The organism is Neisseria sp. P0001.S005 (genome assembly GCF_051963715.1).
In genome coordinates, this window is the sequence record NZ_JBQCTZ010000094.1 from 1 (window position 1) to 13,736 (window position 13,736).

At 47.5% G+C, this 13,736-nt stretch carries 16 protein-coding genes; 10 read left to right on the top strand and 6 right to left on the bottom strand.

Features of this window, described 5'->3' with window-relative positions:
- Positions 1-59 precede the first annotated feature (59 nt).
- Positions 60-1,415, bottom strand: a complete 1,356-nt coding sequence (locus tag ACTHSP_RS11925) for a polynucleotide adenylyltransferase PcnB (protein ID WP_314512316.1) — start codon at positions 1,413-1,415, stop codon at positions 60-62.
- Positions 1,416-1,631: 216 nt separating this feature from the next.
- On the opposite strand from ACTHSP_RS11925, the gene ACTHSP_RS11930 reads away from it, so the two are divergent.
- From ACTHSP_RS11930 to ACTHSP_RS11950, 5 genes are all read left to right on the top strand, one after another.
- Positions 1,632-1,817, top strand: a complete 186-nt coding sequence (locus tag ACTHSP_RS11930; protein WP_003680728.1) for a DUF3460 family protein — start codon at positions 1,632-1,634, stop codon at positions 1,815-1,817.
- 12 nt (positions 1,818-1,829) lie between these two features.
- Complete coding sequence (locus ACTHSP_RS11935) at positions 1,830-2,498, top strand: O-methyltransferase (protein WP_314512318.1); 669 nt, start codon at positions 1,830-1,832, stop codon at positions 2,496-2,498.
- Positions 2,499-2,512: 14 nt separating this feature from the next.
- The gene (locus ACTHSP_RS11940; RefSeq protein ID WP_314512320.1) at positions 2,513-3,268 is read left to right on the top strand and encodes a tetratricopeptide repeat protein; all 756 of its coding nucleotides are present in this window, start codon (positions 2,513-2,515) and stop codon (positions 3,266-3,268) included.
- 79 nt (positions 3,269-3,347) lie between these two features.
- Positions 3,348-3,833 (top strand): 5-(carboxyamino)imidazole ribonucleotide mutase, encoded by a 486-nt coding sequence (purE, locus tag ACTHSP_RS11945; RefSeq protein WP_440346158.1) that lies wholly within the window; start codon positions 3,348-3,350, stop codon positions 3,831-3,833.
- Between the two features lie 96 nt (positions 3,834-3,929).
- The gene (locus ACTHSP_RS11950) at positions 3,930-4,262 is read left to right on the top strand and encodes a hypothetical protein (RefSeq protein WP_070712335.1); all 333 of its coding nucleotides are present in this window, start codon (positions 3,930-3,932) and stop codon (positions 4,260-4,262) included.
- 81 nt (positions 4,263-4,343) lie between these two features.
- Here ACTHSP_RS11950 and ACTHSP_RS11955 read toward each other — a convergent pair whose 3' ends face one another.
- Complete coding sequence (locus ACTHSP_RS11955) at positions 4,344-6,137, bottom strand: 2-isopropylmalate synthase (RefSeq protein WP_440346159.1); 1,794 nt, start codon at positions 6,135-6,137, stop codon at positions 4,344-4,346.
- Between the two features lie 226 nt (positions 6,138-6,363).
- Here ACTHSP_RS11955 and ACTHSP_RS11960 point away from each other — a divergent pair, with 226 nt between their 5' ends.
- On the top strand, positions 6,364-7,479 hold the full coding sequence (locus ACTHSP_RS11960; protein WP_440346160.1) for a methyltransferase: 1,116 nt from the start codon (positions 6,364-6,366) through the stop codon (positions 7,477-7,479).
- A gap of 121 nt (positions 7,480-7,600) precedes the next feature.
- Here ACTHSP_RS11960 and bfr (ACTHSP_RS11965) read toward each other — a convergent pair whose 3' ends face one another.
- A complete protein-coding gene (bfr, locus tag ACTHSP_RS11965) occupies positions 7,601-8,074 on the bottom strand; it encodes a bacterioferritin (protein WP_107696846.1) in 474 nt (157 codons plus the stop codon).
- Between the two features lie 29 nt (positions 8,075-8,103).
- Positions 8,104-8,568: a bacterioferritin gene (bfr, locus tag ACTHSP_RS11970; RefSeq protein ID WP_004520304.1), complete on the bottom strand. Its 465-nt coding sequence runs from the start codon at positions 8,566-8,568 to the stop codon at positions 8,104-8,106.
- A 418-nt stretch (positions 8,569-8,986) separates the two neighbouring features.
- Between bfr (ACTHSP_RS11970) and typA the strand changes: the two genes are divergently transcribed.
- Positions 8,987-10,798 carry a translational GTPase TypA gene (gene typA / locus ACTHSP_RS11975; protein ID WP_314512328.1) on the top strand — a complete coding sequence of 604 codons (1,812 nt, stop codon included), beginning with the start codon at positions 8,987-8,989 and terminating at the stop codon, positions 10,796-10,798.
- Between the two features lie 101 nt (positions 10,799-10,899).
- Here typA and ACTHSP_RS11980 read toward each other — a convergent pair whose 3' ends face one another.
- A complete protein-coding gene (locus ACTHSP_RS11980) occupies positions 10,900-11,856 on the bottom strand; it encodes an AraC family transcriptional regulator (protein WP_314512330.1) in 957 nt (318 codons plus the stop codon).
- Between the two features lie 128 nt (positions 11,857-11,984).
- Between ACTHSP_RS11980 and ACTHSP_RS11985 the strand changes: the two genes are divergently transcribed.
- Complete coding sequence (locus tag ACTHSP_RS11985; protein WP_003680742.1) at positions 11,985-12,320, top strand: carboxymuconolactone decarboxylase family protein; 336 nt, start codon at positions 11,985-11,987, stop codon at positions 12,318-12,320.
- Positions 12,321-12,432: 112 nt separating this feature from the next.
- Positions 12,433-12,801 carry a rhodanese-like domain-containing protein gene (locus ACTHSP_RS11990; RefSeq protein ID WP_314512332.1) on the top strand — a complete coding sequence of 123 codons (369 nt, stop codon included), beginning with the start codon at positions 12,433-12,435 and terminating at the stop codon, positions 12,799-12,801.
- A gap of 55 nt (positions 12,802-12,856) precedes the next feature.
- Here the strand turns inward: ACTHSP_RS11990 and ACTHSP_RS11995 are convergent, their stop codons facing one another.
- Complete coding sequence (locus ACTHSP_RS11995; protein ID WP_004520298.1) at positions 12,857-13,195, bottom strand: hypothetical protein; 339 nt, start codon at positions 13,193-13,195, stop codon at positions 12,857-12,859.
- Positions 13,196-13,293: 98 nt separating this feature from the next.
- Here ACTHSP_RS11995 and surE point away from each other — a divergent pair.
- The coding region (gene surE, locus ACTHSP_RS12000) for a 5'/3'-nucleotidase SurE (RefSeq protein WP_440346161.1) at positions 13,294-13,736 on the top strand (443 nt) is incomplete at its 3' end.

Genomic DNA, 13,736 nt, shown 5'->3' on the forward strand with positions numbered 1-13,736 from the left:
TGAACTATCTTGCTTAATTTACAATTGGTTATCTGCATTTTCGTAGCCTAGCATAACCGCTAATCTACGTCAGCCCCTTTCTTTTTCGGACGACGACGGCGGCGACGTTTGGGTTTGCCGTCAGTTGATCCACTTTGTTTCTGACGTTTATGCTCATTGGCCGCAGTCATTTGCTGACGGGTTTCCTCATCGGCATGTTGGAAAGTTGTCCACCAAGAAGCCTTCTCTTTATCAACCTCGCCAACCTCGCTACGTAAAATCAGAAAATCATAAGCGGCTCGGAAACGGGCTTGCACCAACAGACGATACGGGCGCACGCCGCGCATATTGTCGAATTGCGGCTGAAATTGCCAGATTTCACGCATGGTTGCAGAAAATCGTTGCGGAACGCCCCAACCTTTCTCCACCGTATCGCGCATGGTGTTCATCGCATCCATCAACGCAGGGACAGGTTTTTGACTATGGCTTTGATTGCGTTGCCAAATGGCGTTTAGTGTCGGCCACAATACCGCCGCCAATACAAAACCGACGGAAACGGACTTATCCGAACGAAGGCGCTCATCGGTATTTTTCAAGGCCAACATAATCATACGGTTTTCAGCCGCTTCAGCCGTTTTCAAGGCATCTAAAAGCGGATGGATGCCTTCGGGAATACCCAACTCGTTCAACCGTTTCAAACAGGCACGGGAATAACCGGAAAACAGAATTTTCAGAATTTCATCAAAAAGACGGGCCACAGGCTCATTTTTCAGACGGCCTGCGTATTCGGCAATCGGCAAAGCGGTTTGCTCTTCCACTTCAAAACCCAATTTACCCGACAATCGGACGGCGCGAAGAATACGGACGGGATCTTCCTGATAGCGTTCGGCAGGATTACCTATCATCACCAATTTTTTATCGGCAACATCAGCTACGCCTTGATGGAAATCCCAAATTTCCTCTTTAATCGGGTCGTAATACAGCGCATTGCAAGTAAAATCGCGGCGCATGGCATCTTCTTCAATGCTGCCGTAAGTATTGTCCTTCATAATGCGGCCTTGCGCATTTTGCTGAACCTTATCGCCGCCGCGAAACGTCGTCACTTCAATGGTTTCAGGACCAATCATCACATGAACGATTTGAAAGCGGCGGCCGATAATGCGGCTACGGCGGAATACTTTGCGGATTTGCTCCGGCGTGGCATCGGTTGCGATATCAAAGTCTTTGGGCTCAACCCCGAGCAACAAATCCCGAACGGCACCACCCACAACATAAGCCTGAAAACCGGCCTCATGCAGGCGTTTGGCAATTTTCTCCGCGGCAAAGCTCAACATATCCGCGCGGATACGGTGTTGCTCAAGCGGGATAATTTCCTTTTCGGGCAACGATTTGACGTGTTTTTTAGGCAACACTTTATGCAGCCATTTTTTTAACATAAGCAGCTCTTTTCACAATAAAAAAGGCCGTCTGAAACTTGTCTGGCTTAAGCCTTTGCACAATATTCTGCCGCAGAAGGGACAAAACATTGAGCAAAGGCTTCAGACGGCCTAAAAAAGACGTGCCATTATACCTTATGGAAGTTCGATTAATTAGCGTATTGACAAAAAATATCGGCTATAATGACGGTCTGACAACGATTCAGGCAGAACATCATGTACCACTACAAGTCCGAAGCTACCCAATTCCTCGACAAACTCATGGAAGACAATCCCGAAATGGAAGCGCAACGCCTCGAAAACCGCCATTTGCTGTGGGATGTTACCCTCAACCCGACAGAGCAGGCCGAATTTGAAGCAGCCAAAGTCAACAAAAAACCCTACACCTACTATCAAGACTAATCCCGTATCGGCATGACGACCAACACCCACAATACCGATCCGGCATTACAACATTACCTCAACAGCATCGGTCAATCCGAACATCCCGTTTTGACCGCATTGCGCGAGCGTACCCAATCACATCGTCTGGGAAAGATGGCCATCGCCCAAGAGCAGGCAGCCATGTTGGTGTGGTTGGCCAAATTATTGAATGCCAAAAAATATTTGGAAGTTGGCGTCTTTACCGGTTACAGCAGCACCGCCATGGCGCTTGCCCTCCCCGAAGACGGCAAAATCACGGCTTGCGACATTAATGTAACCTTTACCGATATTGCCCGCGAAATATGGCAGGCAGCAGGCATAGCGCATAAAATCTCGCTTCATCTGCAACCGGCTTTGCTGACTTTGGACGATTTGATTGCGCAAGGCGAATCGGAAAGCTACGACTTAGCACTTATCGATGCCGACAAACCGCCTACGCCGAAATATTTTGAACGCTGTTTGCAACTGGTACGGAGTGGCGGCGTGATTGCCATCGACAATATCTTGTTGGGTGGGCGCGTCATGAATGAAGCTGCCGAAAATGATCCGCCCAGCTTGGATATCCTGCGCCATTTCAACCAAAATCTGCCGCACGATACACGCATTATTCCCATTACCCTGCCTGTCGGCGACGGTTTGACATTGCTACTAAAAAAATAAAACGACACAATCCGATGAAAACATTATCACATTCCCTGTTTCTTTTGCCGCTTACTCTATTGGCCACATCGTGCGCCGTTTCCCATCCTCCCAAACCTGCCGACAATCCCAACTTTGTCCTGCCGGATATTCCGCGTGAGCCTTTGCATGAAAAAAGTATCCCCTATCCACGCTTGGACGCACAAACTCAGATTGACCACTTGGGCATACAAATTGCCCGACTGGAACGCACGGTTGAAGAATTAAATCAACGCTTGCACACATTGGAACAACAACGAAACATCAAACGTCCGACTACTTCGGCTTCCAAACCCAAAGCCCAGCGATTAGACGACCGCAAGCTGAAAATGAATTATTTGGCCAATGGCGGCGGCGTGCCGTCTGAAACAGACTCGGCCGCACAAAACGAACTGCGCCTTTATAATCAGGCGCAAAAATACTACCAACGCAACAACTTCTCTGCCGCAGTAGCCATTTTGAAAGAGGCTGACGGCGGCAATGGCAGCGAAATTGCCCGCCGCAATATGTACCTGCTCCTGCAAAGCCAACAACGTCTGGGCAACTGCGAATCCGTTATAGAAATCGGCAACCGCTACGCCAACCGATTCCGTAACAGCCCGCAAGCTCCCGATGCGATGTATAGCATCGGCCAGTGCCAATACAAACTGCAACAAAAAGACATCGCCCGCAGCACATGGCGCAAACTGATACAGAGCTTCCCCAACAGCGAAGCGGCAAAGCGCGCTTCCATCAGCCTTAAACAAAGATAAACGTTCAGACGGCCTTGTCATCCCCAAGGCCGTCTGAATATTTTTTACCCTTAATCCATTCAAGCAAAAGGAACTCCTCATGATCCAAGTCGGCATTATTATGGGCAGCAACAGCGATTGGCCGGTGATGCAGCAGGCAGCACAATTTCTCAAAAAATTCGGCGTTGAATACGAAGCGCGTGTCGTCTCTGCACACCGCACGCCTGATTTGATGTTTGAATATGCCGAAACCGCACGCGAACGCGGCATCAAAGCCATCATTGCCGGAGCAGGCGGCGCAGCGCATTTACCGGGCATGGTCGCTGCCAAAACCACGGTACCCGTCTTGGGCGTTCCCGTTCCCAGCAAATATCTGCGCGGCGAAGACTCCCTGCTTTCGATTGTGCAAATGCCCAAAGGCGTTCCTGTTGCCACATTTGCCATTGGCGAAGCCGGTGCGGCCAATGCAGCGCTGTTTGCCATTTCACTTTTGGCCAACGAAAATCCTGAATTGGCTGAAAAATTGGCCGCTTTCCGTGCCAAACAAGAACAAACCGTTTTAGACATGGAACTGCCCGAAGCATAAGGAACTAAGGCCGTCTGAAAGTTGTAAATGGAAACTTTGATTTCGTTTTACGATTGTTCAGACGGCCTTAGTCTTTTATCAAATTGAATTAATGCCATGAAAACCCTAGCATTTATCCTACTCTCCACCCTGCTTTGTTCCTGCCAAAGCCCAAGCACTCCTACTCAATCAACTGCAATTCCATCTCAGCAACAAGCCCAAGATACAACCGGCAATCTGATTATCTTCTATGATGCCCAAACCGGTTCTGCACCATTGCTAAAAGCAGTGAAAACCTCGGGTGCAACTTTGGTTTACGAATACAAAAACCTGAACGGCATTGCTATTCGTCCATCTTCCAAGACCAATATTGAAGATGCCATTGCCTATTTCAAAAAGGTAAACGGCGTATTGTCTGTCGAACAAGACCGACTGCTTAAACTTCAATAAATAAACTATTTCTAACCAAATAAAAAAGGCCGTCTGAAACGTATCACTACGATTTCAGACGGCCTTTACTTTTTCAATAAATCAAATCATGCCGCTGCCTTGTGCTTTAGGTTTGGCTTGACCGAATTCCAATTTACTCAGCGCAGACAAATAGGCTTTGGCAGTTGCCACCAATACGTCGGTATCCGCACCTTGGCCGTTGACCACACGGTCGCCACGTTGCAGACGGACGGAAGTTTCGCCTTGGCTTTCTGTACCTTGAGTTACCGCATTGACAGAGTAAATCTGCAAGGTCGCGCCACTTTGTGCTACGCTTTCAATGGCTTTGAAGATGGCATCAACAGGGCCTGAGCCGCTAGCGGAAGCGTGTTTTTCTTCACCGCGAATACTGAACACAATATCGGCGCGCGGTTCTTCGCCGGTTTCAGTGCTGATTTTTTGGGAAATGAATTTGTAGCTTTCGGTATTCATATTGCCCATTTCGTCAGACACCAAAGCGTGCAGGTCTTCATCAAATATTTCGCGTTTCTTATCCGCCAGCTCTTTGAAGCGTGCAAATGCCGCATTCAACGCCTCTTCGCTTTCCAACTCAATACCCAAATCTGCCAGCTTGGTTTTGAAAGCATTACGGCCGGAGAGTTTACCCAAAGTCAGGCGATTGGTTGACCAGCCGACTGATTCGGCAGTCATGATTTCATAGGTTTCAGGGTGTTTCAACACGCCGTCTTGGTGGATGCCTGATTCGTGCGCAAAGGCGTTTGCGCCGACTACTGCTTTGTTTGGCTGAATCGGATAGCCGGTGATAGTAGATACCAGTTTGGATACCGGCACGATTTGCGTGGTATCGATGCCGGTTTCCAAGCCGAACAAATCATGACGCACTTTCAACGCCATCACGATTTCTTCAAGGCTGGCATTGCCCGCGCGTTCGCCCAAGCCGTTGATGGTACATTCCACCTGACGCACGCCTGCCTGAACAGCGGCCAGCGAGTTGGCAACCGCCATACCCAAGTCGTTGTGGCAGTGGGTCGACCAGACTACTTTGTCGCCGTTGGGCACGCTTTTGATGATGTTACTGATACGCTCGTACCATACGGAAGGGATGGAGTAGCCGACAGTATCGGGAATATTGATGGTGGTTGCGCCTGCTTCGATAACCGCCGTAAAGATTTTGGCAAGGAAGTCCAAATCCGAACGCACGGCGTCTTCGGCGGAAAATTCCACATCATCAGTGTATTCTTTGGCGATTTTCACCGCTTTGACCGCCGCATCGATGACTTGCTGCGGCTTCATTTTCAGTTTGTGCTCCATGTGGATCGGGCTGGTGGCGATAAAAGTGTGAATACGTTTATTCGGCGCAGGGGAAACAGCTTCGCCTGCTTTGCGCACATCGTTTTCAACGGCACGCGCCAATGAGCAAACTGTAGATTTGGTAATGATTTTGGCAATCGCATTAACCGATTCAAAATCGCCCGGACTGGCTGCTGCAAAACCTGCCTCAATCACATCGACACCCATCTTTTCTAACTGGCGGGCAATACGGATTTTCTCCTCTTTGGTCATGGATGCACCGGGCGACTGCTCGCCGTCGCGCATAGTGGTATCGAAAATGATAACGCGGTTGGTTTGTGTCATTTCTGTTCTCTCCAGAGATTCGTTTTTTTGTAAAAAAGCATTCAAATCAAGCGGTCTGCCTTGTGCTTCCGCCAAAGCGGTCAGTTTTTGCAACTGAGCCAAAGGCAGAGAACCGCGTGTACGCCATTTGTAGATAGCCGCTGTGGTCGCAGCATTTTCCGGGTCGTGCTGTTTCAGGGCTTCGGCCAGCGAGTTTACGCCGCCAAAATAGGCAACCAAACGGTCAATGTCTAATTGCATGATGTTCCTTGTCCAAATCTGATTAAGATTATTATGTTCTGGTTTTGAATTATACTCATTTTAGACAAAACAACAATCTATTTTTATCAAAATATTGGTGTAAATTTTAAAAATTAAGAAATTTTTATACATTTTGTCTAATTTAGACTATTAAAGGCTCCTCTCAAACCGAACCCATCCTAAATATAGTAAACTAATCCCCTATTTCCCCGATTTGAAACACATTATGTTCCACACCATCCCTACCGACCGTTCCGACATCGAATGGCGCAACGAAAGCACACAAAAGCCGCCTAAGCAGGCGGTTTACATCCAAGAAGCAGGTGCAGCAGAAATCTTAAAAAATGCCCATGCGCAAACTGCAACTGTTTGGACTGGCGATTTTCACAATGCCAAGCAAGTCTTGGCCGCAATGAAAAAACGTATCCGCAGGCCGTCTGAAAAAAAGAAAGACGTACCTGCCGATATTCAGACGGCCTTTCACGCCCATCGTATGAAACAGGCTCAGCAAAGCCGTTTGCTCAATATGCTTGCCGTTGAAATCCAACCGAATTTTCAACTGGATAATGCACGTGCACCCGACATCTACGCCGCCCTGCGCGATGTTTACAACACACCTAACGATAAGCCGTTTCTTTTGCCGCTGAATCAATTACTGGGCTTTATCGGTGCGCACGAGTGGCACAAAAAAGGCATAGACATTCCTCAGCTTGATGGAAAAATCCATGTTCCTTTCGGCGTATTCTCTCCCCTGCGTGGCGAATATTTGGATTTAATCAGCCAAACACCACTCGCTCTCAATATTCAGACTGCCTTTGACATCGGCACCGGCTCAGGCGTGATTGCCGCTATTCTCGCCAAACGAGGCATACCCGACATCATTGCCACAGACACCAACCCCAAAGCAATAGCCTGCGCCACAGCAAACCTTGAGCGCCTAGGCTTGGATAAAGCTGTCGACATCCAATCGATTGATTTATTTCCCGAAAGTTGCGCCGACCTTATCGTCTGCAATCCGCCTTGGTTGCCGGCAAAACCGACCTCCGCCATCGAGACTGCCCTTTACGATCCCAATCATGCCATGCTGACTGCGTTTCTCAACGGTGTACGTCATCACTTAAATCCAAACGGCGAAGCTTGGTTGATTATTTCCGACTTGGCAGAACACTTGCATTTGCGTGATAAAGACTTTCTAAACCAATGCTTTCAGACGGCCTCGCTCAATGTAGTCGATATTTTGAAAACCAAACCGCAACACAAAAAAGCAATAGATGAATCCGATCCTTTGGCGTTTGCCAGAAACAAGGAAACTACTTATCTATACCGTTTGAAAGTAATATAAAATCAAGGCCGTCTGAACATTCAGACGGCCTTTAAGCATTTCCACAAAAGAAAACGGCATATCCGTAAAGATATGCCGTTGATGGGAGCAGGGACTGCTATATTTGGCAGTGGTTTGTGTTTTAGTCCTCTTGCGCCGCTGTTTGCAGGTAGTTTGGCAAACCAACTTTGCCAATCAATTCCTGCTGAGTTTCAAGCCAGTCGATGTGTTCTTCGTTGATGTCTTTTTGTTTTTCCAACAAATCACGGCTGACGTAGTCTTGTTGTTCTTCTGCAAGAGCGATGGCTGCAACCAGAGCATCATGTTTTTCATACTCTTTTTTCAGATCGCAGGCAATGATTTCTTCGGTAGATTCACCGATTAACAGTTTACCCAGTTCTTGCAGATTAGGCAGGCCTTCCAAGAATAAAATACGCTCGATCAAATCGTCTGCGGATTTCATTTCGCGGATGGATTGTTTGAAGAAGTGTTCGCCCAATTCTTCAAAGCCCCAGTTTTTCAAAATACGGGCATGCAGGAAGTATTGGTTAATGGTAATCAGCAACAAACCTAAGTTTTTGTTCAGCTCGCGAATAACTGAGATATTACCTTTCATATTCAGCTCCTTATACGTTATACGCTAGATTACAGTTGGCTTTGGTAGTAGTTGCCTTCGCCGACCAATTCGATCAGACGCAGTTGTTGTTCCAACCAGTGAGCGTGATCTTCTTCAGTGTCTTTCAGTTGGGCAATCATCAAATCGCGGGTAACGTAGTCTTGAGCTTCTTCGCACAATTTGATGCCTTTTTTCAGCGCATCGCGTACTTCGTATTCAGTGTTCAAGTCTGCTTTCAGGCAAGAGATTACGTCAGTACCGATGTTCAGTTCGGCACGGGTCATTTTAGGAGTGCCGCCCAACATCAGGATACGACGGATGAAATCTTCGGCGTGAGTGGTTTCTTCTTCCATCTCGTGGTTCAAACGTTCAAACAGTTTGGTGTAACCCCATTCAGAGTACAGGCGAGAGTGGATAAAATATTGGTCGCGAGCAGCCAACTCACCAGACAATAATTCGTTCATGTAATCAATAACTGCTTGGTTGCCTTGCATAATTCTTTCTCTTTCTTTTAAAAGTTGATAATCACGAATGAAGATTCGTGTGTTGTTATGGAATGAGGTAATTGTATGCACAAGTAGCACTTTTGACAAATTTTCTATTTAAAATACAAACAATTATCAAAAAATTTAACCTGCCTAAAAGGCCGTCTGAAAAATTAATCTCCTGTTTTTAATAACAATTTTTTGACATTAATATTAAGAATCCATTGCATTATTCAAAAACATTTACATTTGTTAACCATAAATAAAAGCAAATAATCCAACAAAATCAATCAAATTTAATTATGAATTATTCTCAACTGCTTTTGCCTCATTTTTTTGAATCTTCTACTCCGTCAACACTTAGGAATCGTGCTATAATTGCCAGTTATCTTTTTTTTAAGCACCTAGCTGAAACACATAAATCATCATGAAACAAATCCGCAATATTGCCATCATCGCCCACGTCGACCATGGCAAAACCACATTAGTTGACCAATTGCTGCGCCAGTCCGGTACATTCCGTTCCAACCAGCAAGTAGAAGAGCGCGTAATGGACAGCAACGATCTTGAAAAAGAGCGCGGCATTACCATTCTTGCTAAAAATACCGCCATCGAATACGAAGGCTACCACATCAACATCGTAGATACCCCGGGACACGCCGATTTTGGTGGCGAAGTGGAACGTGTATTGGGCATGGTTGACTGCGTCGTACTGTTGGTTGACGCACAAGAAGGCCCTATGCCGCAAACCCGTTTCGTGACCAAAAAAGCCTTGGCTTTGGGTCTGAAACCTATCGTCGTTATCAACAAAATCGACAAACCGTCTGCCCGTCCAAGCTGGGTTATCGACCAAACATTCGAATTGTTCGACAACCTGGGCGCAACCGACGAACAATTGGACTTCCCTATCGTCTATGCTTCCGGCCTGTCCGGCTTTGCCAAACTAGATGAGAACGACGAGAGCAGCGATATGCGCCCTCTATTCGAGACCATTTTGAAACACACGCCTGCACCAAGCGGCAGTGCGGACGAAACGCTGCAACTGCAAATTTCCCAACTGGACTACGACAACTACACCGGCCGCCTCGGTATCGGCCGCATCTTGAACGGCCGCATCAAACCCGGCCAAGTCGTTGCCGTTATGAATCATGAAGAACAAGTCGCCCAAGGCCGCATCAACCAGCTGTTGGGCTTCCAAGGCTTGGAACGCGTACCTTTGGAAGAAGCTGAAGCCGGCGACATCGTGATTATTTCCGGTATCGAAGACATCGGTATCGGCGTAACCATTACCGACAAAGACAATCCTAAAGGCTTGCCAATGTTGAGCGTGGACGAGCCGACCCTAACCATGGACTTTATGGTCAACACTTCTCCTTTGGCCGGTACTGAAGGCAAATTCGTGACTTCCCGCCAAATCCGCGACCGCCTGCAAAAAGAATTGCTGACCAACGTTGCCCTGCGTGTTGAAGATACTGCCGACGCTGATGTATTCCGCGTTTCTGGCCGTGGCGAATTGCACCTGACCATTTTGTTGGAAAACATGCGCCGTGAAGGCTTTGAATTGGCAGTCGGCAAACCGCGCGTGGTATTCCGTGAAATCAATGGCCAAAAATGCGAGCCTTATGAAAACCTGACCGTGGACGTACCTGATGACAACCAAGGCGCCGTTATGGAAGAGCTTGGCCGCCGCCGTGGCGAATTGACCAATATGGAAAGCGACGGCAATGGCCGTACCCGTCTGGAGTACCACATTCCAGCACGCGGCCTGATCGGTTTCCAAGGCGAGTTCCTGACCTTGACCCGCGGTACCGGCTTGATGAGCCACGTTTTTGACGACTACGCACCGGTTAAATCTGATATGCCCGGCCGTCACAACGGCGTACTGGTTTCTCAAGAGCAAGGTGAAGCCGTTGCTTACGCCCTGTGGAACTTGGAAGACCGCGGCCGTATGTTCGTTTCTCCAAACGACAAAGTCTACGAAGGTATGATTATCGGTATTCACAGCCGCGACAACGACTTGGTGGTAAACCCTCTGAAAGGTAAAAAACTGACCAACGTCCGTGCCAGCGGTACAGATGAAGCCGTGCGCCTGACTACGCCGATCAAATTGACTTTGGAAGGTGCAGTTGAGTTCATCGACGATGACGAACTGGTTGAAATTACGCCACAATCCATCCGCCTGCGTAAACGCTACCTGAGCGAATTAGAACGTCGCCGTCATTTCAAAAAACTGGACTAATTCTGTTTGATTGATACGTTTTAAAATTAAGGCCGTCTGAAAAGTGTTTTAGAAATCCTAGATTTCATTTTTACACTTTCAGACGGCCTTTTATCATCTGTTCAAATAAAGTAAATCGGCATTTCTTCCGCTTGTACTGCTGCTTCATCAGCGCGATCATTCTTACGATATTGCCCCGGCGATATCCCATATTGCTTTTTAAATGCCTTGCCAAAATGCGTTTCCGATTGAAAACCGACCGAGAGTGCAACTGATAAAACCGAATCCGCCGTCTGTTTCAACAATAATGCCCCCTGCTGTAAGCGAATACTGTTTACAAAGGCGTGCGGGCTTGTTCCCGTCTGCTGCTTAAATACCCGCATCAACTGGGCGCGAGACAAGTTGGCAATCGCGGTCATTTTCTCGATATTCCATTCCTCTTCCGGCTTATCCACTACTGCCTGAAGCAAATTCCGCAGGCGTTTGTCCTGCCAACCATTCAGCAAACCGCTTAATTGCGCTTCCCCATTTTTCTCCAGGCTGGCTCGAAGTAGAAATACCAGCAACACCGAAGCCAATGCGTTCACAACCGCTACCGAACCTGACAAAGCTTGACCGCTCTCATATTGCAATAACGCCACCAAATACTGCAAAGAAGGATGGTTGATATTCAGTAAAACCGTATCAGGCAGCCCCGCCATAATATCCGCCTGCGCTTCATATTCAAACCGCGCGCAGAAAAGATGCAAAGTCGCATCGCCTCCTGCATGACTCTGCTTGACTTTAAATGCGCCTTTTTCACTCGTCAGCACGCTGACACTGAAATTTTCACAACTGCTGTCGCTGCTCAAAGTATGCCCTACGCTGCGCGGAAAAAAAATGATATCCCCCGCACTCAGCAGCCTAGCCTCTTGCTCCCCATCAATTCGGATATAACCCGAACCGGCAGTGACGATATGCACCAAACCATGCGCACGCTTTGGCTCATGCCGCACATACCACTCCCCCCGAAAAAGACATTGAACATCCACGCTGCCTTTTACCTGCGCCAATTCGACCAGCCTATCCAAAATATCCATAGTGTTTTTTACCAATAAATGAGATGTTTTGACGATTTTATTCTTCCAATTATTGCAATAATACACACACCAAACACAAACGGATAGGATTTTTTATCTTATCCACTCACATTAAGAAAGGACATATCATGTTTAAAGACTGGCCTGAACATACCGCCTTGGTAAAAAAATCATTCGGTGAACTGGGTAAAAACCATCCTAAAATGCTGCAAGCCTACGGCGCACTGGATCAAGCAGCCGCTGCCGAAGCACTGGATGCCAAAACACGCGAACTGATCGCTATTGCCGTTGCCATTACTACACGTTGCGAAAGCTGCATCAGCGTGCATGCAGCCGCCGCAGCCAAAGCAGGTGCAACCGAAAGCGAAATCGCCGGCGCATTGGCCACTGCTATCGCTCTGAATGCAGGTGCCGCTTATACCTACGCTTTGCGCGCTTTGGAAGCAGTAGAAACCCAACGCTAATCGGTTTGTAAAATCAGGCCGTCTGAAAGCCAACTCCCCTTTCAGACGGCCTGATGAAATGCTAAACTGATAAAATTATCATATTGTTTTCTATCTAATAGGAGATTGAACCATGAAGAAACTGCTGACTGCTGTACTTTTTGCCGCCGCTATTACCACTCCTTTGGCCGCTTCCGCTGCCTCTATGCCTAAAGTTGAAAAAAGCGCGGCACAACCTGCAAAAGCAAAAGGCGTTTGGATTGATGTCCGATCTGCCGAAGAGTTTAAAGAAGGCCATTTGCAAGGTGCGCTCAATATTCCGCATGACCAAATCGTTGACCGCATCAAATCCGTCAGTCCGGATAAAAATGCGCCGGTAAACCTCTACTGCCGCAGCGGCCGCCGTGCAGAAGCCGCGCTGACTGAGCTGAAAAAAGCTGGCTACACTAACGTAACCAACCATGGCGGTTATGAAGACTTGGTGAAAAAAGGTTTGAAATAAATCTAGCTGATTTTAAAAAGGCCGTCTGAAACTTTTCAAACGGCCTTTATTGCCATTACAGACAGCAACTTCCAAATCTCAAACGTTTGCTGAGACCGGTTTCGTGAATTAATTGTTTGATAACCAAAATATTGGTGTTATCGGCCAAGGCACGAATGCTGTGTGCTTCCATCGGCTCAAGACGGATAACTTGCAAGCCTTCGGTTTGCAAAACTTCGTCCACCGTTTTGATTTCAGCTTTGCCGTTTAAAACCAAAAGCAAAATAATCGCATCCGCCTCATATGCCGGAATTTCATTATTCTTCTGCAGTGAAAGCTGAACAATCTCCTGATTGCCGTCTGAAGCAATCACGCCGCCCAATAAAGCTTTGGGGTCTAACTCATAATGTTTCATTATTATCCTTTCCGCTCAAACATTGCCGATTCGTGGACAATCGCTCAAGCAAACCAGTACAATACGGCCCATCTTACCGATAGACACAATATTGTCACATGAACATATTAATCTCAAACGACGATGGTTATCTTGCGCCTGGTTTGGCTGTTTTGGCAAGAGTGTGTGCAGAATTTGCCAATGTCAGGGTGGTTGCGCCCGAACGCGATCGCAGCGGCGTCAGCAATTCCCTGACTTTAGACCGTCCTTTACAACTGAAACAGGCAGAAAACGGGTTTTACTATGTGAATGGTACGCCCACCGACTGCATTCATGTCGGCCAACACGCCCTTGCCGATTTTAAACCCGACTTAGTCTTATCCGGCATTAACAACGGAGCAAACATGGGTGATGATACGCTTTATTCTGGTACGGTTGCCGCCGCAACGGAAGCTTATCTGATGGGCATTCCCGCTATTGCCTTTTCGCTTGCCGACTCCAGCGGCCGTTATTGGGAAACCGCGGAAAAAGCCGCTTGGATACTGCTTTCCTACTTTCTCAA